The following is a 19,670-nucleotide window of genomic DNA, read 5'->3' as shown; positions in this document are numbered from 1 at the left end:
GCAGAGGAGAGAAAGAGCATGCCCGCGCTGATCGACCTCATCCTTGCTGGCCAACGTGTCGAAAATCATTTCCCGTGGTCGCGCGCCGTGGTGACTCCGAAAAAATGGGGCTTTGCCGTCGAGCAACTGGCCGAGGGCCACTGGAGCTTGCTCGGCCTATGGGGTGAGCCAGGCGCCGTCCACATGGCACTTCTCGATGAAAGCGCCGGGGACATCGGCGTCGTCAGCCTGGAATGCCCCAGTGGCCGCTACCCATCGGTCGGCCGGCTGCATCCGCCCGCACTGCGGCTCGAACGTGCGGCTGCTGACCTGTTCGGGCTCCTGCCACAAGGCGCGCCTGATACGAGACGGTGGCTTGATCATGGCCACTGGGGTGTCAGCTATCCGTTGAGTACCCGCGTCCGGACGTCTGCTGCGACTGCCTTCCCGTACAGTTTCCTGCCTGCAGAGGGGGAGAGCCTGCATCAGATCCCGGTCGGGCCCGTGCATGCCGGCATCATCGAGCCGGGCCATTTCCGGTTCACGGCGAGCGGTGAAACGGTCGTCCGGCTGGAGCAGCGCCTCGGATACGCGCACAAGGGTATAGAAGGCCTGATGGCGGGGTCCGACATCGACCGTGCAGCCAAATTGGCGGGCAGAACCTCTGGCGACAGTACCGTGGCATACTCCCTCGCTTTTGCCCGCGCGGTCGAGGCGGCGCTGGGTGTCCAGGTTCCCCCACGCGCGGTCTGGCTGCGAGCGCTCATGGCCGAGTTGGAGCGCCTGGCCAATCATCTGGGCGACATCGGCGCTATCTGCAATGATGCCGCCTTCGCGCTCATGCATGCCCACTGTGGGGTGCTGCGTGAGCGCGTATTGCGGGCAAGCGATGCTGCCTTCGGTCATCGTTTGATGCGCGACTGCATCGTGCCCGGAGGCGTGGCAAGCTTCCTGAGCGATGAGGGCACGACAGCGCTCAGGTCCCTGATCGCAGAGATCAGGCAGCGGTTTCCCGCGCTGGTCGAGCTTTACGACAACACGGCGTCGCTGCAGGATCGGACTGTCGCAACTGGCCGGCTGAAGGTGGAACTCGCTCGTCAATATCGCGCCGGAGGCTACGTTGGCCGGGCCTCCGGTCGGGACTTCGATGCCCGACGCAATCTCGCTTATCCACCCTATGGCGAACTCGCCTTCGATGTACCTCTCCTCCAGGAAGGCGATGTGAACGCCCGTGTATGGATTCGTATCCACGAGGTCGAACAGAGCCTGTCCCTGATCGAACAAGTCCTGCGACAACTGCCAGACGGGCCGATCCGCGTCGATTTCGCGCAGACAAACCGATCGCATGAAGGCATGGCGCTCGTCGAAGGTTTCCGCGGCGACATTCTGGCCTGGCTGCGCATTGGCAAGGGCGGCTTGGTCGAGCGCTGTCACCTCCGTGATCCGTCATGGTTTCAATGGCCGCTCCTTGAAGCGGCGATCGAAGGAAACATCGTTGCCGACTTTCCGCTGTGCAACAAATCGTTCAACTGCTCTTATTCGGGCCATGATCTCTGAAGGCACGCTATCATGCGCAAGCTTCTTTTTGAAAGCCTGATACGCCCCCCTCTCACCGAGCATCCGCCGTTGGCAAGCAGCACGGCAGTCGACGAACTCGCACGCGCGCTCGATGGGGCTGCTCACAAACGATTGGGGCGAAGCCTGTCGATCCGGGCGGTCGATGCCGGTTCCTGCAACGGCTGCGAACTTGAGATGCACGCGCTGAACAACGCCTTCTATGACATCGAGCGTTTTGGGATCCGGTTCGTCGCATCACCGCGCCATGCCGATGTACTGCTCGTCACCGGGCCGGTCACAAAAAACATGCGCGAGGCATTGAAGCGGACCTACGACGCAACACCCAACCCAAAATGGGTGGTCGCACTGGGAGATTGCGCAGGCAATGGCGGCTGTTTCTCCGGCAGCTATGCGGTGGTGCGCGGAGTGTCCGAGGCCTTGCCTGTCGATCTGCACATTCCAGGTTGTCCGCCGCCGCCAATCGAAATTCTGAAAGGCCTGCTCGCCTTGCTTGAGGGCGTGAATTCCAAGACTGGTGCTGCCCGAAGGTGACTATGTAGAGGCTTTGCCAAGGTTGGCCTTGTCGCTGCATAGATCCAACCAATGCGTAGCCGTGAGTTTAAGGGCATCAGCCAACCTCTGTCCCAAACTTGGAAGGCGCTCGGCGGCGAGAACGGCTAAAACGCCTGCTTTTTCGCCGGCAGCCCAGCGCTTTCGATCGAAGGGGAACCCGTTCCCTAGTCCGAAATGGTTACTTGCGCTGCAGCTAATGTAGTTACAATCTTGTGCAGTCGGAAGCTGCATGGGCCGGCCAGGCGCGAGTACCGTCTTCGCCGGCGTCTCAAGGCAGTCGACCACACGTTTGCGGTGCTCTAAGGGGGAAATCAATGAGATTGACGATTATTTGTGCGGCAATTGTGATGGCCGTATCCACCGCCGCCGTTGCACACGAGAAAAAGAGGGTGGTCAGTACAGCAGTAACGTCGTGCTGCGCCGACCTGTCGGGCAGCACGATCAAGAAAAACAGGGAAACAAAATTGGACTGCAGTTCAACCGGAACTGTCTCCAGCGCGATTTCGAAAGACAAATCGGAGCCGCGCCTGGGATATGAAACGGTTAATCCTGCAATCATATCGATCTATTAGCTGAGGAAATACCAGGCAGGTCTATCGGCGCTCAGGCTTCGGGAGCAGGGCCTGGACCGACTCGCGGCCATTGCCTGCGGACCATATTCAAGCATCGATCAAGTCGGACGCCGCCGCGAAATCAGCCGTTAATCGCTTGGTGGCGGCGCTCGGCCTCATTGCGCATGCCTGCGCTCAATGTTTGATGCGGTCACGCATTGCGTACCAAAGCATGCCGAGCACATAGAGCGGGCCGCGCAGCGCCGTGCCGCCGGGGAACGGCAGCGGGCTTAGGGTCGAAAACAGATCGAGCCGCGAAGCATCACCGGTGATCGCCTCAGCGAGCAGCTTGCCCGACAGCGTCGACAGGATCACCCCCTTGCCCGAATAGCCATGCGCAAAATAGACGTCGCCATAGCGACCGACATGCGGCAGGCGCGATGTCGTCACCGAGACCAGCCCGCCCCAGGCGTGATCGATGCGGCGGCCGCGCAATTGCGGAAAGGTGATTTCCATGTGCGGCCGCACGAAGCCGGCAATGTCGGCGGGCGGCGACGGCGTATAGCGCTCGCCGCCGCCGAACAGCAGGCGTCCATCCGCCGACAGCCGGTAGTAATTGACGACGAAGCGCGTGTCGGAGACGGCCACATTGCTTGGGATGACGTCGCTCGTGTCGCCCAGCGGCTCGGTGGCGATGATGTAGTTGCCGACCGGCATGATGCGGCTGTTGACGCGCGGCTCAAGCCCGTGGAGCAGCGCATCGCCGGCCAGTACGACATGCCTGGCCCGGACCGAGCCTTTGGCCGTCGAAACCCGGGGGGAAGGTTCCCGCTCCAGCCGCAGCGCCACCGAATTCTCGTGGATAGTGACGCCCGCCGCAGCCGCGGCGCGAGCAAGACCGAGCGTGTAGTTCAGCGGATGCATATGGCCACCGAGCTTCTCGTACATCGCGCCGTGATAAGGTGTGTTCACCATTCCGCGCGCCTGCGCTGCCGACAGCATCTCGACATCATGAAAGTTCATCACCGTAGAAAGGCACTCGGCCTCTTCTTCGAGGTCGCGCAGGTCGGAACCGTTGACCGCACCGGCCAGATGGCCGGTGAGCCTGAGGTCGCAATCGATGGCATGGCGCTCGATCAGACCGAGCACGAGGGCCCGCGCCTCGAAGGCGAGATCGAACAGCGCCCTCCCCCGTTCCGGCCCATATAGCTTGACCAGCCCCTTGGCGCCCTTGCGCAGGCCGGGGATCATCTGGCCGCCATTGCGCCCCGACGCCCCCCAGCCGATCTTGCCGCCTTCGAGCAGCACCACCTTCAGGCCGCGTTCGGCTGCATGAAAGGCTGCGGAGAGGCCGGTACAACCGCCGCCGACCACTACCAGATCGGCGTCGACGTCGCCCTGCAGCGCCGGATGGTCCGGAGCCGGATTGGCCGTCGCCACATAGTAGGATTTGCCGATATCCAGGCCGGAGTTGAAGCCCCCAGAATTGAAGCCCATCATCACACCTTGAGCAGCAGATGGTCGCGTTCCCAAGAGGTGACGACGCTCTGGAACAGGTCGAGCTCAACGCTCTTGACGCGCAAATAGGTCTGGAAGAAATCCTCGCCGAGCACCGCCCGAACCGGATCGCACGCAGCGAAGCGGTCGAGCGCCTCTTCCATGGTTTTGGGCAGCGTGCTCCTGCTGCGATAGGCATTGCCCGACGCTTCCGTCGAACGAGCGATCTTCTCCTCGACGCCGAGATAACCGCAAAGCAGCGAGCCGGCTATCGCCAGATAGGGATTGGCATCGGCGCCGGGCAGCCGATTTTCCACGCGCCGCGCGGTGCGCCCGCCGGCCGGCACACGCAGGCCGCAGGAGCGGTTGTCGTGCGACCACTCGATGTTGGCGGGTGCACTGTGGTTCGGCCGGATGCGGCGGAACGAATTCACGTTCGGCGCAAACAGCGGCATCACCTCGGGAATGTATTTCTGCAGGCCGCCGATGAAATGCCCGAACATCTCGGTGTCGGCGCCGTCACGCCCGGCAAACAGCGTGTTGCCGGCCTCGTCGACGACAGACATGTGGAGATGCATTGAGCTGCCGGCTTGTGCGGCTATCGGTTTGGCCATGAAGGTCGCCTGCATGCCACCTTCCTGCGCGGCCTGGCGCGTCATTCGCTTGAACAGCAACACCTTGTCTGCCAGCGGCAGCGCGTCGCCATGCAGGAAATTGATCTCCAGTTGGGCCGTGCCCGATTCATGGATGAGCGTGTCGAGCGGCAGTCCGGCTGCCGCAGCATAGTCATAGAGGCGCCGGATCACCGGCTCGAATTGCTCCAGTGCCGCCATGTCATAGGGATGCTGCACGCTTTCGGAGCGGCCATTGCGCCCGACCGGCGCCGTCACCGGCCTGTCGGGATCGGGATTGGGCGCGGTGAGATAAAATTCAAGCTCCGGCGCCACCACTGCCCGCCAGCCGCGCTGGCGATATAGATCGAGCACGGCCCGCAACACGTGCCGCGACGAAGCCATCCACGGCCGGTCGTCCATGTGGAACGCATCGGCGAAGACATAGGCCTTGCCTGGCCCGCCACCGGGCGCCAGACAGAGTGTTGCGACATCCGGCACCATCCGCATGTCGGGGTCCTGGTAGGCGAACCCCTCGTCGACGGAACCGGAATAGCGGCCGTCGATGCTGACCAGGAACGCGCTGCTCGGCAGATAGAGTGCTCGGTCCTCGATCGCCTTGAGGAACTTGGCCGCTGGCAGGGCCTTGCCGCGCAGCACGCCGTTCATGTCGGGCACCAGGCACTCGACCTCGCTGACAGCGTGAGCGGCCAACCAGTCTTTCGGGTCGTTGGTGCCGTTCATGGTCGAGGCATCAGTTGTTGTGGTGTCAAGCATCAGGTCGGGTCCTTGCGAGAGCGAGAATGGCTTCGGCAGCCACGTCCGTTCCGGGTGTCAGCGCCATATGCACTGCATTCTCCCGGAGGCGTGCGCGCATTGCAGCATCGGCCATCAGGCCAAGAATGCTTCGCTCCAATTCGTCTTCCGTCCAGCCATCGCGGCTGATGTGGCGCCCGACGCCGGTTTCCTCGGCACGTTGCGCATTGTCATGCCCGTCCCAGCAATAGGGCATGACCAGCGACGGCACGCCGAAACGCAGTGCTTCGCAAAAGCTGTTGTTGCCGCCATGATGAATGAAGAGGTCGCATTTCGCCACGACGGAAGGCTGTGGAAACCAGGCGTCGAGATAGACATTGTCCGGAACGGCGCGATAGCTGTCGCGCAGACCTCCGGCATTGACAATGAAGCGGGCCGGCAGCCTGTCGAAAACGGCGAGCATGCGCTGGATCAGGCCGACATCCATGGCGCCAAGACTACCGAAACTGACATAAACCAGCGGTCCGCCATTGCGCGGAAAGACCGGTACGTCGAACGGCCCTTCCGAGCGGACGCAGCCTTCGAGATAGACGAAGCTGGCAGGGTCGAGCGGCTCGGCGCGCTGCCTTCGCACAATCGTTGGGGTCAGCAGCAGATTGAGGGCGGGCGAAGGTTCCAGAAAAAGACCCGTTGGCAAGGGCGCAAGACCGGCGTCGGTCCGAAGCCGATTGAAGCGGTCATGGGCCGGAGCGACCGCTGCCAGGTAGCGCGCCTCGAAGACCGCGCGGCTCGGGTCGTCGGCGGCGAGACCGGACAGATAGGGTGGCACATTGGCATCGGGAAGCTCGGTTTCGGCGCAGGAGACGACGCGCACCCACGGGCAGCCGGCGGTCGCCAATGCCGGGAACATGACGACGTTGTCGAGCACCACGGCGTCCGGCTTCAGCCGCGCCAGCAATTGGCGCAGCGGCGCCTCGGCGTTGACCGCAGTGTCTACGATTGCTTGCCAGGTCGGGGCAACGTAGGTTTCGAGCTGATCGATGGGGCTCAGCCTGAAATGCGGCAGATGACGGCGCACGAAGGCCTGCCAGTAGCTCTGGCGTTCGCTGTCGGTCAACGGATCGTCAGTCGGCAACTGGTATTCCTGAAACCCATAGTCGGCGAACACGCCAGAAAAGCCGGCATGGCAGATGAACACTGGACGGGCGCCACGAGCGCGCAGGGCCTGCGCTATGCCAACGCAATTCAGCGCAGCGCCGAAGCTCGCTTCCGGAAACAGTGCGATGGTCGGGCTGCCTTTGCGCATGATCCTCGTTATTCCGGCCGGCTGATCATGCCGAACAGCGCGGGCGCCCCGCGACTAGCCGCCTGCGGTCGCTGGCTGCGGGAAAGCCGCAGATGGACCCGAAGCAGATCGGCTGCAACCTCGTACTGCTGGCTCTCCAGATGGTCGAGTATGGTCAGATGCTCGCGCAATGATTGCTTCAGCCGGAAGACATTGACGCCGGCATACGTTCCCGGCAGCCGGCGCAGCCTGAGATGATCGGCCAACGCCTCGGCGACGAAGCGGTTGGCGGAGCCACCGGCGATCATCCCGTGAAAATCGATGTCCAGCCGTTGGAACTCTCTGGAATCGAATGCCGCGTCGGGCAGAGCCAGCAGCATTTCCATGCCCTGTCGCAAGGCTGCCGCGCGCGTCCCATCCAGCCGGAACCCAGGCGCCAGAAGGGCGGCGGGTTCCAGCAACAGCCGGAATTCATAGCTCTCCCCTTGTGCGCCAGGATCGTCCGGCACTCTCCTGAAAAGCCAGGACTGCCCCGGCGCGCGGTCCAGAAGATTTTCCTCGGCCAGTTTCTTCAGCGATTTTAGTACCGTCCTGCGCTCGGCATTATACCGTCGCATCAGGGCGCCGACGGTGACCGTCTGGTCCAGCCGGCGCGCCGAGCGGTCTCGCAGGATCATGTCGGCAAGTTCATCCTCCTCGGCGCTCGGCAGGTCGGCGGCGACGGTCGCCTGGCTCGTGAGGTCTACGGCCAAGCGATAGCCGGACTCAGCCTCCCATTGAACTACGCCTTTTTCAGTGAGCAGACGCAGCGCGGCCCGCACCGGAGTTCGGGATACGTTGCAGAGCGAAGCGATCTGCTGCTCCGGGAGATGAGCGCCGGGTTCAAAGCCGCGTTTCCGGGCCACATCGAGAATGCGCTGTGCAAGGTCGAGATGGTTGGTGCGGGGACGTCGAGCTGCAACTTGCATGGCAATTCTCATGAAGGACTTGGCGGCTGAGGTTTGGCCGATTGCCCTTGCGGATGCGATCGGCCGGGATTCACCGTAGTTGACAAATTATGGATTGACGTACTTTTTTCTGCAATAGTACTGTGAGATCAATCGGCAATAAAAGACTGGGGAACAGGATCAAAGCGGCTACGGCTGCAAGCGCTGGTCCGACGACTAAGTTCGATGATCAACCAGAATGGGAGTCTGTCATGACCACCACCACCCTGCGGCACCGTCCGTTAAGGAAATCCTTGATCGCACTTGGCCTTGGCCTGGCGCTGTCAGCGCCGGCGGCTGCCTCCGACCTCGTTATCTCCAACTGGGACGGCTACATGGCGCCGGATGCCATGAAAGCTTTCAAGGCGGCGACCGGTGTCTCCGGTGAAGTCGTGGTTCACGCCACTAACGAGGAGATCATGGGCAAGCTCGTCGCGTCCGGCGGCAAGGACTATGACGTGGTCTTCGTCTCCTCGCCCTTCGCCGAAGTGCTGAACAAGCTCGGCCTGATCGAGGCGATCGACCATGCCAATATCCCTAACCTCGCCAATCTCTATCCCGAGGCGGCGAAGCTGCCGCACGACGCCGGCAACAATTTTTCCGTGCCCTACACTTGGGGCACCACCGGCCTTTGCTACCGTTCGGATCTGGTGAAGGCGGAGCCGGTGAGCTGGAACGACCTTCTCGCCCCGTCCGATGCGCTCAAGGGCAAGACGACGATGCTGGCGACCGACCGCTGGCTGCTTGCCGCCGGCCAACTCGCCAAGGGCTATTCGGTGAACGAGACCGATCCGGCAAAGCTCGGCGAAGTCAAGGACCTGCTGATCTCGGCCAAGAAGACCTTGCTGGCCTATGACGACACGACCTTTTATTCAAAGCTGGTCTCGGGCGAGGCGCTGATGGTTCAGGCCTGGGATGGCTGGTGCAATTACGGGATCGCCGAGAATCCACAAATTAAATACACCATACCGAAAGAAGGCTCGGATCTCTGGGTCGATACGATGGTCGTGATGAAGGCATCGGCCAACAAGGACGCCGCCTTCCAGTTCATCAACTTCATGCTGGACGCCAAGAACCACGCCTGGGCGGCCCAGAACATCGACTACAAGGTACCGAACAAGCCGGCTATGGAAAGCCTGCCGGCGGATTTTCTCGCCAAATTTCCCAATATGAGCATGCCGGTGGCAGAGTTGGTCAAGTTCGAGCAGTTGCGCGATGTCGGCGATGCCCAACGCGACTACTCGAAGATCGTCAGCGAAATCAAGGCCGCGCAATAACCGACATCAAAATCAGAGATCCCGGTCGACGGCGGGGTTTTCGCCGCCGACCGTTGAATGCGGTACCGCAATCTTGTCCCAAACAAGACTTCGCTCATCCTTGCTGATGACGCCGGCGCTGGCCTGGCTCATCGCCTTGATGGTCGTGCCATGCGCGCTGGTGCTGGCGCTCGCCTTCTTCCGGCGCGGCATCTATGGCGGCATCGACTACACTTTCACGCTGGAGAATTTCGGGCTGGTGTTCGACCCGCTCTATGCCGGCATCTTCCTCAATTCGGCGCGCATTGCCGGCACGGCAACCCTGGTCGCGGTGGTGATCGGCTATGCCGCCGCCTATGCGATCGCGGCAGCACCCCGGCAACTGCAGCCGGTGTTTCTGTTCTTTGCCGTCTTGCCCTTCTGGTCCAACTACCTGATCCGTACCTATGCCTGGATCGTGCTGCTCAACCGCGAAGGGCTGGTCACACAACTGCTGCGCTGGTTCGGCTACACCGGCGAGCCGCTGTCGATGCTTTATACCGAAGGCGCCGTCATCGCCGGTCTGGTCTACAACTATCTGCCCTTCGTCATCCTGGCCTGCTACGCGCCGCTGTCGCGGCTCAATCCGGAGCTCGCAGAGGCCTCGCGCGATCTCGGCGCGTCGGCCGTGACCACATTTCGCCGGGTCATCCTGCCGCTGACCATGCCGGGTATCGCCGCCGGGGCGGTTTTCGTCTTCGTGCTGTCGATCGGCAATTTCGTCACGCCGGCGCTGCTCGGCGGCGGCCGTTTCCAGATGATCGGCAATCTCGTCTACGACCAGTTCCTCACGGCTAATGACTGGCCCTTCGGTGCGGCACTGGCAATGGTGCTGATCGCCATCATGCTGCTGGTGCTGACGGCGCAGGCCCTGGCTGCTGATCGCGCCTCGGGCCGCACCGCCGAAGCGAGAGGAGGCGCCGATGGCTGAGCGCTCCCTCGCCACGAGGCGCGCGCTCTGGCTCGTGCTTTCACTGGTCCTGGCCTTCCTCTACATCCCGATCGCCGTGCTGGTGGCGCTGTCGTTCAACCAAGGCGGGCTGCCGACCGTCTGGTCGGGCTTTTCGCTGAAATGGTATGTCTCGCTAATCGGAAACGCCGCAATCCTTTCTGCCGCGCTCAACACACTGATCGTGGCGCTTGTCTCGACCGCCATCGCCACGCTGCTCGGCACGCTGCTGGCGATCGGCGTCGAAATACGCCGGCAACACGGCAAAGGTCTCGAGGCGCTGATCTTTGCGCCGATGATCATTCCCGACATCGTGCTGGCGATCGCGCTGCTCAGCTTCTTCTCGATGCTTGATCTCACCTTGGGCCTGCACACCATCATCCTCGCCCATGTCGTCTTCAATCTCGCCTTCGTCTGCTCCGTGGTGCGCGCGCGGCTGAAAAGCTTCGACTGGTCGATCGTCGAGGCCTCTGCCGATCTCGGTGCTTCCGCGCTCACGACATTTCGGCGGGTGACGTTGCCGGTGATCCTGCCTGCCGTCGTCGCCGGCGCGCTGCTCGCCTTCACCCTTTCGGTCGACGAATTCATCATCGCCTTCTTCACCGCCGGCGCCGGCCGCGCCTCGACCACGCTGCCGATGCAGATCTATTCGATGATTCGCTTCGGCATCACGCCGGAGATCAATGCATTGGCGACTATCGTCATGGCGGTCTCAATCACCGCGCTGACCCTGTCGCAGCGGCTCAACCGTGGAGTGATCGGCCAATGAACGAGCCCCGCACGCTGCTGGCGATCGACAACGTGTCGAAGAAGTTCGGCCGGGTGACGGCGGTCGACGGCATTTCGCTGGATATCCGCGAGAACGAGTTCTTCGCCTTGCTTGGACCTTCGGGCTGCGGCAAGACAACGCTGCTGCGCATGTTGGCCGGCTTTGAGACGCCCAATGACGGGCGCATCCTGCTCGACGGCCGCGACATCGCCAGGACCCCGCCCAATAAGCGGCCGGTCAATCTGATGTTCCAGTCCTATGCGCTGTTTCCGCATATGAGCGTCAGGGCGAATGTTTCCTACGGCCTCGAAATGGAACGCTTGCCTGCAAAGGAAATCCGCTCCCGTGTCGACGCCATTTTGGCGACGACCGAACTCGTTGCCTTCGCCGACCGCAAGCCGGAGCAATTGTCTGGCGGGCAGAAGCAGCGCGTCGCGCTTGCCCGAGCGCTGGTCAAGCGACCACGGCTGCTTCTGCTCGACGAACCTCTTGGTGCACTCGACAAGAAATTGCGCGGGGCCATGCAACTGGAGCTGAAGCGGCTGCAGCACGAGGTCGGCATCACCTTCGTCATCGTCACCCATGATCAGGAGGAATCGCTCGTCATGGCCGACCGTATGGCAGTGCTCAGGGACGGCAAGCTGCTGCAATGCGATACACCCCATGCGGTCTACGAGCACCCGGGGGACCGTTTCGTCGCCGACTTCATCGGCGTCATGAATTTCGTGCCGGGCAAAGCCGTCGGCGACGGCGTGCTGGCAAGCAACGGCGTGCGGATCGCCGGCGATGTTCCCGCAACACTTTCGCCCGGCGCTGCGGCGGTAGCTTCAGTGCGGCCCGAACGCATCCGGCTGTTCCCGTCGGCAGAAACGGCCAACCGTATCTTCGGCGCGGTCGAGGCGCTGGCCTATCAGGGACTCGATCTGCAGCTGCACGTCCGCACCGCCCTGTCGCCAAAGCCGTTCCTGGTGCGCGTCACCGCCGACGCCGCCGATCGCCGCCCGGTCTCGTCGGGCGATACAGTCGAGCTCGGCTGGGATGCGGCTGACGTCAGAATTTTCGCAGATTGATCGAAAGGAGAACCTCTCATGGCGCAGAAGACGATCGCGTTCTTTCCGGAGGCCGCCTATGGCCCCGCGCTCAATTCCGTCGGCATAGCCCAGGCCATCGAGGCGCGCGGCCACAGAGCGGTGTTCCTGTCGGACCCCGGCTTCGTCGACGTCTACAAGGGCTACGACTTCGAGGCTCATCCGGTGAACCTGTCCGAGCCGCTGCCGCCGGAACAGATGGCCAAGTTCTGGGAAGACTTCATCAACGGCCACATCCCGAACTTCCGCAAATCGCCCTACGACCAGGTCGACAATTACGTGAAGGATTGCTGGACGGCGATCGTCGACAGCGCCAAATGGGCTGAGAAGGATCTGCCTGGCGTGCTTGCGACGATCAAGCCTGATGTCATCTGCGTCGACAACGTCATCCTGTTCCCGGCAATCAAGCAGTATGGCAAGCCCTGGGTGCGCGTCATCTCCTGCTCGGAAAACGAGATCGAGGACGAGGACGTCCCGCCACATCTGTCCGGCTGCGGCGAGAACGACCACGCCTGCCATCGGCGTTACCGCGACCATTTCAACGCCGTCATCAAGCCGATCCATGACGACTTCAATGCGTTTTTGAAAGCGAACAACGAAGCGCCGTATCCGATCGGCCAGTTCTTCGAGGCCTCGCCGTACCTCAATCTGCTGCTCTATCCCGAGGCGGCGAAGTTCAAGCGCCGCTATCCGCTCGACCCGGCAAAATTCCAATATCTGGAAGGCTGCGTGCGGCAGGAGAAGCCCTACACCGTGCCGGTTTTTGCGAAGAATAATGACGGGCCGCTGCTCTATGTTTCCTTCGGCAGCCTTGGCGCCGGCGATGTCGATCTGCTGAAGCGCATCGTCGCAACGTTGGGCAAGACGCGCTACCGGGCGCTGGTCAATGTCGGCGGCTACAAGGAGCAGTACGCGCAAGTGCCCGAAAACGTCATCGTCGAGAGCTGGTTCCCGCAGCCCTCGGTCATCCCGCAGGTCGATGCGGTGATCCATCATGGCGGCAACAACTCGTTCACTGAGTGCCTGTATTTCGGCAAGCCGGCGATCATCATGCCCTACGTCTGGGACGGCCACGACAATGCGACGCGGGTCGAGGAGACCGGCCACGGCTTCGGCATGCCGCGCTACGACTGGAGCGACGCCGAGCTCATCGCCAGGATCGAAACCTGCCTGACCGACCCGGCAATCAAGGCCAAGCTGGCCAAGACGTCGGCCCAGATGCAGTCGCAGAACGGCCCGGAGAAAGCGGCGGTACTGCTGGAGAAATTGCTGTGATCTCAGCCCCACACCTCCACCAAGCCTCGACCCGCACCGACCTCGTCGACTGGGGCACCCAGCCCGATGCGCTGGAAGGCGCTTCGCATTCCACCGGCAGGCTGGTGCACAAAGGGCCGAACAACCAGCCGGAATCCGGCATCTGGGTCTGCACGCCCGGTCGCTGGCGGCTGGCGATTCCGCGCGACGAATTGTGCCGTTTCGTTGCCGGCCGCGCGACCTACAGATCGGACGACGGCGAGGTGATCGAGGTATCCGCCGCCACGGTTGTCATGTTCCCGGCCGGTTGGACCGGCGAATGCACCGTCCACGAGACCATCCGCAACTTTTACATGCTGGCCTAAAGCCGGCCACTGGAGCTCCCGACATGCCGACACCGATCATGAAATCGCCGCTCGCCCTCACCGACCTGGTCGACTGGGGCGTCATCCCCACCCTGATCGAGGGCGAATCCCGCACTTCCGGCAAGCTGCTGCACAAGGGGCCGGAGGGCCGCTCCGAATGCGGACTGTGGGTCTGCACGCCGGGCAAATGGCGCTGCCACGTCACCCGCGACGAGTTCTGCCATTTCCTCGAGGGACGCTGCACCTATGTCCACGAATCCGGCGAGGTGATCGAGATCGAACCGGACACCGCAGCGTTCTTTCCGCAGGACTGGAAGGGCGTCTGCACCGTCCACGAGACCATCAAGAAAGTTTACATGATCCGCTGAACCTTCTCGATAATTCTACCCTACCGGACACCTGACGCCGTTTCTTCCGATGCTCACGCACTTTAATGTCCGCTCCGCTTCGGTTCTCGAAAACCACGCCGCCTGTCTCGGCAGGGTGAATTCTCAAAAAGGTTCCGTGCACACGGGAGGACGATGGACTTTTCACCCGACCGGCCGACCTTCTTCGTCAATCCGGATTATCGGCCAATGACTGGTGCGGCAAAACCGGTGATCGATCCGGCGACGCTCGAAACCGTCGGCGCGATCACCGCAGCCAGCGACGGCGAGATCGACGCCGTGCTCACCGCAGCGACCAAGGCGCAAACGGCCTGGAAAAAGCTCGACGCCAAGAGCCGTGCCCGGCATCTGCACGCCGTCGCGAACGCCATCGAAGCGGCCGACTTCACGCGCTGCGCCGAGCTGATGGTGCACGAGATGGGCAAACCCTATCCGGAGGCGATCGGCGAGATCGCCAATTGCGCGCCGATCTTCCGCTATTACGCCGAAATGGCGCGTGACGACGCCGGCAAGATCGCCGGCACGACGCAGGCCGGTTCGTTCCAGTATGCCCGCTACGAGCCCTACGGCACGTCGGTGCACATCATGCCTTACAATTTTCCGATCCTGTTGATGTGCTGGACCGTCGCCGCCTCGCTTGCCGCCGGCAATGCCTGCGTGATCAAGCCCGCCGAAGCGACAACATTGTCGACGCTGGATTATATGACCGTGTTCCGCTCCCTGCCGGAGGGCCTGGTTTCCTGCATGCCAGGCGGAGCAGCAACGGCGCAGGCGCTGATCGCCTCGGACCGCACGCATGCGGTTGCTTTCACCGGTTCGGTCGCCGCCGGCAAGGCTGTCGCCGTCGCATGTGCAGAGCGCATGAAGCCTTGCGTCATCGAGGCCGGCGGCAGCGATCCCCTGATCATCAGCCAACACGCCCCCCTGGACGTGGCGGCTGCCGGCAGCGTCACGGCTGCCTTCCATCTCACTGGCCAGGTCTGCACTTCGGCCGAACGGTTCTTCGTGGTTGATGCCGTTCACGACCGCTTCGTCGATCTGTTTGCCGAGAAAACGCGCGCGCTGCGTATCGGCAACGGCCTCGACAAAACCGAGATCGGACCGCTGGTCAGCGAGGCCGCGCGTGCGAAGGTCATCCGGCTGGTCGACGATGCGATCCGCAGCGGTGCCAAAGCGATCACCGGCGGACGCATTCCGCCGGCACATAATGTAGGCTGGTTCTACGAGCCGACCATCCTGACCGGCATCACCGCCGATATGGCAATCGTGCGCGAAGAGTGTTTCGGGCCGGTCGCCGCAATCTGCCGGGTCAAGGATTTCAACGAGGCGATAGAGCTTGCCAACGACAGCCCCTTCGGTCTCGGCGCCTCGGTCTTCACCACCGATCTTGCCGAAGCGCATGAGGCCGCGGAGCGGCTCGAGGCCGGCATGGTCTGGGTCAACAATCCGCTGATAGACAATGACGCGTTGCCGTTCGGGGGCTGGAAGGCTTCGGGCCTCGGCCGCGAGCTCGGCCGCCAGGGTCTGGATGCATTCCGCCGCTCGAAGATGGTCATCATCGACCACAGACCGGAGATTCAGGGCTGGTGGTATCCCTATCCTGACAGCTGTTTCCGCGAGGCAGGCGGGCGCAAGCATGCTTGACACGACTATCTTCGGGCGTGCTGCTAGCTAATTGTTTAGGATATCCGTCTCCGCCGAATGCAGCCATATCGGGCGTGGCGCTGTAGCCGAAGGCTGGTGAGGTCGGAATCAGAAAGGCCACCTGCGCTCAACGGCCATTCGCCCGGCGGACCCGCCAGATGACATTACCGACGTCGTCGGCGACGAGCAGTGCGCCGGCCTGATCGATAACAACGCCGACCGGACGGCCCATCGCCGTGCCATTCCGCCCGATGAAGCCAGTGAGCACGTCCTTCGGGAGACCGCTCGGTTTGCCACCATGGAACGGCACGAAGATGACCTTGTAGCCGCTGTGCACGCTTCTATTCCACGAGCCGTGCTGGCCGACGAAGGCGCCGTTGCCGTAGGCCGGACCGAGCCGCGCGCCTTTGGAGAAGGTCAGTCCCAGCGAGGCGGTATGAGAGCCCAGGGCGTAATCGGGCTTGATCGCTGCCGCCACGAGATCGGGGCGCTGCGGCTTGGCACGTTCGTCGACGTTCTGTCCGTAGTAGCTGTAGGGCCAGCCGTAGAAAGCGCCGTCACGAACCGAGGTCATGTAATCCGGCACAAGGTCGTCGCCGATCTCGTCACGCTCGTTCACGGCGACCCAAAGCTGGCCAGTCTCAGGATTCCAGGAGAGCCCGTTCGGGTTGCGCAGGCCCGAGGCGAAGACCCGAGTGCGGCGGGTAGACCGATCCACTTCAAGGACAGCGGCGCGGTTCTTCTCCGCGGCTATGCCGTTTTCTCCAACGTTGCTGTTGGAACCAACGGTGACATAGAGCTTGCGTCCATCCGGAGTTGCGATCACGTCCTTGGTCCAATGATGGTTGAGGTCCCCGGCCGGCAAGTCGATGATCTTTTCCGGCGACGTGCTGACTCGGGTCTGGCCATTGGAGTAGGGGAAAGCGACCAGCGCGTCGGTATTCGCGACAAAGAGTTTGCCTTTGGACAGCGTCATGCCGAAGGGCGAATTGAGGCCTTCCGCGAACGTCGTGCGTACATCCGCAATGCCGTCGCCATCGGTGTCGCGCAGGAGCGTGATGCGGTTGGCGCTTTTGGTCGCGGCGCCAGCCCGCTTCATAGCCAGGTCCATGAAGACCTTTCTAAGACTGAAGCCTTCGTCATGCTTGGCAGGGGCATTGGTTTCAGCAACCAGCACGTCGCCGTTCGGAAGCACATGTAGCCAGCGCGGATGATCGAGGCCGGTGGCGAAGGCGTTCACTGTCAGCCCCTTCGCCGGGGTCGGCATACCTTCTTTCTGCCAGCCTTTCGCCTCGGCGATGTTAACAGTCGGGATCAGCGTCGGTCTTGGTTTCGGTAAAGTGGGGTTGGGGCCATAGCCGGTTATTGCACCAGTTTTTTGCGCCGGAATGCCAGCGCAGCTCGCCATGACGGTGCCCAACACCGCTACGAGTACGCTTCCTGGGAAGCCGGCATGCATCGGACGTCCTCCGCACGGATTTGTGTCGCGCTCTTTGTGCAAACGGAAGTCAGTGGCTTATTCTTCCAATTGCCTCGAAACAGCGGCGCTCGTGATCCCAGGGCCAGGAATTCGCGACAGATCTGCGCTCGGTAGAAATATGGCGCGAGAAGATTGTGGCAACCGCGCGAATATCTGTCGCGCAATATGAATCATGGGCCAACATGCGTTCGAATGGAAGGAGACCGTGAACGGCGGGACCCACAATGACCCACCGATTGCACCAGCTGGTGAAACAGCTGTTGTTGCTGCTTAGCAAGACGCTGCAAATCTGCTAAAGTCTGCGGTGGGAGGAGACGGATATCCAATCGCTGCCGATAGCACATCCAAGTGTAGCGAAGGCGACACCCGGCGCATCACTTCCGCTCGCCTATTCCCTCGCGACGCTCTGCTGGCTCCTGTCGGCCGGCGTCTATATCGCCGCCAAGTGGGTTGCCCCCGAGATGCCGCCTTGGGCGCTCTGCTTCTGGCGGCTGACGCTCGCGTGCGCGATCCTGCTGCCTATCGTCCATCGTCATCACGGGGCGATGCTCGTGCTGATCCAATCCCGGGTGATCGAGGTGCTGGTCATCGGCACTATCGGGCTAACCTTGTGTCAGGGCATGATCTACACGGGCCTCAACTACACCAACGCGACAACCGCCGGCATCATCATGGCGCTGTCGCCGATCATGACCATGGTGCTTGCCCGCTTCGTGCTCGGCGAGCCCCTCGGTGTCTGGAAAGCGCTTGGAGCGCTGGTCGCTCTGGCTGGGATGGTGGTGATCGTGGCGCGCGGCGACCTTGCCGCGCTGATGCAGCTGCAGTTCAATCCCGGCGAGTTGTGGATCGTCGGCAGCGCGTTTTGTTGGGGCCTCTACACCGTGCTGCTGCGTCGCGCCAAATTCGCTATCGAGCTTCTGCCGATGGTGGTCCTGCTGCTGGGAGCCGGCGCGCTGGCCGCACTGCCCTTCTATCTCTGGGAACTGTTTTCCGGGGATCGTTCAGCGCTGCATGCGAACGGCCTTCTGGCTCTCGCCTATGTTGCCGGCCCCGGCGGCGCTCTGATGTACTATCTCTACAACCGTAGCGTCGAGACGCTTGGTGCGGGGCGCGCCAGCATGCTGCTCTATCTCCAGACCGCCTTCGTCGCCGTTCTCGCTTATCTGGTCCTTGGCGAAAGCTTGCACGACTACGATCTCGCCGGCGCCGCCTTCATCATCGCCGGCCTGCTGCTCGCCACCGCGATCAAGCCGAGGCAGCGCACGGTGCGTGTCGCGTAGGCAAACATCAGTTCCGCTGCTTCGGCGAGCAGCTCGCAAAATCAGAGCGCAAGCCGGGTCACTGAAGCCGGCTGTTGTGGCGCAGCACGAGGCCGACCGCGCCGAGCAATGCATCGTTCTCCGTGTGCTTGCCAACGATTATCCGCGTGCGCAGCGCAGGCGCCACATCGCGGGACTTGATGAGCGTGTGGCGTTCATATGATGCGATCAGTGGCGCCAGGAGAATGTCGCCCGCCAAGGCCATGCGGCCGCCGATGATGATGAGCGGCGGATTGAGAACCGAACCGATCAGGCCAAGGCCACGGCCGGCAAACTCGGCGGTGTCCTCGATCATCCGCAGCGCCCTCACGTCGCCCTGCTCGGCCATCATGATCACGTCGTCCATCGTGACCGGCCGCCGCACGATGCGCGAAATCTGCTCGAGCGGTCGGGCAAAGCTGGCATAGAGCTCCAGGCATCCTCGATTGCCGCACCGGCAAAGGTCGCCGCCGGGATCGATGCTAATGTGCCCGAATTCGCCGGCGCCGCCGGCGATGCCGCTCACCAGCCGACCGTGCTGGACAATGGCCCCGCCGACGCCCAGATCGACCTTGAACAGCACGAAATCGTCCTGGCCGACGGCAGCACCCCACATCAGCTCGGCAATAGCCGAGCAGTTGCTCTCATTGTCGGCGAAGATCGGCTGTTCAAGGACCGGCCCGAACACATCGCGGATGTTGACCCCGGCCCAGGTCGGAACGATACTCGCGCGCAGCACCACTCCTTCGCGGCTGACTGGGCCCGAGACGGAGACCCCAACCCCCAGGAGCCCCGCCATCGGCAGACCGTTCTCTTCGTAGCATCGGGCAATTACTGACTTGGCGAGCTGGGCCGCCTGTTGCGGCTGGTAGTCCAGACCCATGGGGATAGTTTGTTCGGCAACGAAAGAATGCGAGACGTCAGCGACGACACACCGCATCTCGTCGAGGCCCAGATGGATGCCGACGCAGGTGCCCGCAGCGGGATTGAGCGTCAATGTCGTGGCAGGCCTGCCGATACCCCTCGCCGCGTCATGATGGGCCGAGGATTCGATCACCATCCCAGATTTTCTCAAGCCGTTGAGCGCGGTTGAAACCGTCGACCGCGCCAAACCGGTAATGCGGGTAATTTGCGACGCAGAAAGCACGCCGCGCTCGCGCAAGCATCGGACGATCAGGCTCTCCGGCGACGCGGACGGCCTGTCGATCAGCCAATTTCTAAGCGAAGGTTTGTTCATGATGGGCACAAAGCACGTTGACTGATAGCCCAAATATGTCATCTTGGAAAGAACGGAGATTACTGAATCTCGCCGGCCACGACCTCAAATCGCGGGCCACAAGCGGTCGA

Annotated in this window: 18 protein-coding genes; 12 read left to right on the top strand and 6 right to left on the bottom strand. The window is 62.4% G+C overall.

Features of this window, described 5'->3' with window-relative positions:
* The first annotated feature begins 18 nt into the window (after positions 1-18).
* From NKI47_RS00465 to NKI47_RS00455, 3 genes are all read left to right on the top strand, one after another.
* A complete protein-coding gene (locus NKI47_RS00465; RefSeq protein ID WP_352452926.1) occupies positions 19-1,536 on the top strand; it encodes a hydrogenase large subunit in 1,518 nt (505 codons plus the stop codon).
* Positions 1,537-1,548: 12 nt separating this feature from the next.
* The gene (locus NKI47_RS00460) at positions 1,549-2,088 is read left to right on the top strand and encodes an NADH-quinone oxidoreductase subunit B family protein (protein WP_352586695.1); all 540 of its coding nucleotides are present in this window, start codon (positions 1,549-1,551) and stop codon (positions 2,086-2,088) included.
* 335 nt (positions 2,089-2,423) lie between these two features.
* Complete coding sequence (locus tag NKI47_RS00455; protein WP_352586693.1) at positions 2,424-2,681, top strand: hypothetical protein; 258 nt, start codon at positions 2,424-2,426, stop codon at positions 2,679-2,681.
* Between the two features lie 174 nt (positions 2,682-2,855).
* On the opposite strand, the gene NKI47_RS00450 is transcribed toward NKI47_RS00455, so the two are convergent.
* From NKI47_RS00450 to NKI47_RS00435, 4 genes are read right to left on the bottom strand one after another with little or no spacing between them, the layout of a single operon-like run.
* Positions 2,856-4,160, bottom strand: coding sequence for an NAD(P)/FAD-dependent oxidoreductase (locus tag NKI47_RS00450; RefSeq protein WP_352586691.1), 1,305 nt, complete (start codon positions 4,158-4,160; stop codon positions 2,856-2,858).
* Positions 4,160-5,545, bottom strand: coding sequence for a glutamine synthetase family protein (locus NKI47_RS00445; RefSeq protein ID WP_352586689.1), 1,386 nt, complete (start codon positions 5,543-5,545; stop codon positions 4,160-4,162). Before NKI47_RS00445 ends, NKI47_RS00450 begins: the two co-directional genes overlap by 1 nt.
* Positions 5,538-6,833, bottom strand: a complete 1,296-nt coding sequence (locus NKI47_RS00440; RefSeq protein ID WP_352452939.1) for a glycosyltransferase — start codon at positions 6,831-6,833, stop codon at positions 5,538-5,540. The genes NKI47_RS00445 and NKI47_RS00440 overlap by 8 nt, the downstream gene beginning before the upstream one ends.
* 5 nt (positions 6,834-6,838) lie before the next feature.
* A complete protein-coding gene (locus tag NKI47_RS00435) occupies positions 6,839-7,777 on the bottom strand; it encodes a GntR family transcriptional regulator (RefSeq protein WP_352586687.1) in 939 nt (312 codons plus the stop codon).
* Between the two features lie 230 nt (positions 7,778-8,007).
* On the opposite strand from NKI47_RS00435, the gene NKI47_RS00430 reads away from it, so the two are divergent.
* The 8 genes from NKI47_RS00430 (at position 8,008) to NKI47_RS00395 (ending at position 15,545) form a co-directional block, all read left to right on the top strand.
* Positions 8,008-9,072, top strand: a complete 1,065-nt coding sequence (locus tag NKI47_RS00430; RefSeq protein ID WP_352586685.1) for a polyamine ABC transporter substrate-binding protein — start codon at positions 8,008-8,010, stop codon at positions 9,070-9,072.
* Between the two features lie 106 nt (positions 9,073-9,178).
* Positions 9,179-10,021: an ABC transporter permease gene (locus NKI47_RS00425; protein ID WP_352586926.1), complete on the top strand. Its 843-nt coding sequence runs from the start codon at positions 9,179-9,181 to the stop codon at positions 10,019-10,021.
* Positions 10,014-10,808, top strand: a complete 795-nt coding sequence (locus NKI47_RS00420; RefSeq protein WP_352586683.1) for an ABC transporter permease — start codon at positions 10,014-10,016, stop codon at positions 10,806-10,808. Before NKI47_RS00425 ends, NKI47_RS00420 begins: the two co-directional genes overlap by 8 nt.
* Positions 10,805-11,878 (top strand): ABC transporter ATP-binding protein, encoded by a 1,074-nt coding sequence (locus NKI47_RS00415; RefSeq protein ID WP_352586681.1) that lies wholly within the window; start codon positions 10,805-10,807, stop codon positions 11,876-11,878. The genes NKI47_RS00420 and NKI47_RS00415 overlap by 4 nt, the downstream gene beginning before the upstream one ends.
* A gap of 18 nt (positions 11,879-11,896) precedes the next feature.
* The gene (locus tag NKI47_RS00410) at positions 11,897-13,171 is read left to right on the top strand and encodes a glycosyltransferase (RefSeq protein ID WP_352586679.1); all 1,275 of its coding nucleotides are present in this window, start codon (positions 11,897-11,899) and stop codon (positions 13,169-13,171) included.
* On the top strand, positions 13,168-13,515 hold the full coding sequence (locus NKI47_RS00405; RefSeq protein ID WP_352586677.1) for a cupin domain-containing protein: 348 nt from the start codon (positions 13,168-13,170) through the stop codon (positions 13,513-13,515). Before NKI47_RS00410 ends, NKI47_RS00405 begins: the two co-directional genes overlap by 4 nt.
* Positions 13,516-13,538: 23 nt before the next feature.
* Complete coding sequence (locus tag NKI47_RS00400; RefSeq protein ID WP_352452935.1) at positions 13,539-13,883, top strand: cupin domain-containing protein; 345 nt, start codon at positions 13,539-13,541, stop codon at positions 13,881-13,883.
* A gap of 153 nt (positions 13,884-14,036) precedes the next feature.
* A complete protein-coding gene (locus NKI47_RS00395; protein WP_352586675.1) occupies positions 14,037-15,545 on the top strand; it encodes an aldehyde dehydrogenase family protein in 1,509 nt (502 codons plus the stop codon).
* 127 nt (positions 15,546-15,672) lie between these two features.
* Here NKI47_RS00395 and NKI47_RS00390 read toward each other — a convergent pair whose 3' ends face one another.
* On the bottom strand, positions 15,673-17,004 hold the full coding sequence (locus tag NKI47_RS00390; protein WP_352586673.1) for a PQQ-dependent sugar dehydrogenase: 1,332 nt from the start codon (positions 17,002-17,004) through the stop codon (positions 15,673-15,675).
* A gap of 341 nt (positions 17,005-17,345) precedes the next feature.
* Here NKI47_RS00390 and NKI47_RS00385 point away from each other — a divergent pair, with 341 nt between their 5' ends.
* Entirely contained in the window at positions 17,346-18,305 is a 960-nt protein-coding gene (locus NKI47_RS00385) for a DMT family transporter (RefSeq protein ID WP_352469816.1), read from the top strand.
* Positions 18,306-18,363: 58 nt separating this feature from the next.
* On the opposite strand, the gene NKI47_RS00380 is transcribed toward NKI47_RS00385, so the two are convergent.
* Positions 18,364-19,560 (bottom strand): ROK family transcriptional regulator, encoded by a 1,197-nt coding sequence (locus NKI47_RS00380; protein ID WP_352586671.1) that lies wholly within the window; start codon positions 19,558-19,560, stop codon positions 18,364-18,366.
* Between the last annotated feature and the right edge of the window lie 110 nt (positions 19,561-19,670).

The organism is Mesorhizobium sp. M0633 (genome assembly GCF_040320645.1).
Lineage (GTDB): Bacteria > Pseudomonadota > Alphaproteobacteria > Rhizobiales > Rhizobiaceae > Mesorhizobium.
Note: the sequence above shows the minus strand (reverse complement) of the source record. Positions and strands in the feature narration are given on the sequence as shown.

What these genes read in the sequence shown, in the direction of transcription:
- NKI47_RS00425 (WP_352586926.1), top strand. Translation starts at nt 9,179, where the DNA reads ATGACGCCGGCGCTGGCCTGGCTCATCGCCTTGATGGTCGTGCCATGC.
- NKI47_RS00420 (WP_352586683.1), top strand. Translation starts at nt 10,014, where the DNA reads ATGGCTGAGCGCTCCCTCGCCACGAGGCGCGCGCTCTGGCTCGTGCTT.
- NKI47_RS00430 (WP_352586685.1), top strand. Translation starts at nt 8,008, where the DNA reads ATGACCACCACCACCCTGCGGCACCGTCCGTTAAGGAAATCCTTGATC.
- NKI47_RS00435 (WP_352586687.1), bottom strand. Translation starts at nt 7,777, where the DNA reads ATGCAAGTTGCAGCTCGACGTCCCCGCACCAACCATCTCGACCTTGCA.
- NKI47_RS00460 (WP_352586695.1), top strand. Translation starts at nt 1,549, where the DNA reads ATGCGCAAGCTTCTTTTTGAAAGCCTGATACGCCCCCCTCTCACCGAG.
- NKI47_RS00390 (WP_352586673.1), bottom strand. Translation starts at nt 17,004, where the DNA reads ATGCATGCCGGCTTCCCAGGAAGCGTACTCGTAGCGGTGTTGGGCACC.
- NKI47_RS00400 (WP_352452935.1), top strand. Translation starts at nt 13,539, where the DNA reads ATGCCGACACCGATCATGAAATCGCCGCTCGCCCTCACCGACCTGGTC.
- NKI47_RS00450 (WP_352586691.1), bottom strand. Translation starts at nt 4,160, where the DNA reads ATGATGGGCTTCAATTCTGGGGGCTTCAACTCCGGCCTGGATATCGGC.
- NKI47_RS00455 (WP_352586693.1), top strand. Translation starts at nt 2,424, where the DNA reads ATGAGATTGACGATTATTTGTGCGGCAATTGTGATGGCCGTATCCACC.
- NKI47_RS00410 (WP_352586679.1), top strand. Translation starts at nt 11,897, where the DNA reads ATGGCGCAGAAGACGATCGCGTTCTTTCCGGAGGCCGCCTATGGCCCC.
- NKI47_RS00415 (WP_352586681.1), top strand. Translation starts at nt 10,805, where the DNA reads ATGAACGAGCCCCGCACGCTGCTGGCGATCGACAACGTGTCGAAGAAG.
- NKI47_RS00395 (WP_352586675.1), top strand. Translation starts at nt 14,037, where the DNA reads ATGGACTTTTCACCCGACCGGCCGACCTTCTTCGTCAATCCGGATTAT.
- NKI47_RS00380 (WP_352586671.1), bottom strand. Translation starts at nt 19,560, where the DNA reads ATGAACAAACCTTCGCTTAGAAATTGGCTGATCGACAGGCCGTCCGCG.
- NKI47_RS00465 (WP_352452926.1), top strand. Translation starts at nt 19, where the DNA reads ATGCCCGCGCTGATCGACCTCATCCTTGCTGGCCAACGTGTCGAAAAT.
- NKI47_RS00445 (WP_352586689.1), bottom strand. Translation starts at nt 5,545, where the DNA reads ATGCTTGACACCACAACAACTGATGCCTCGACCATGAACGGCACCAAC.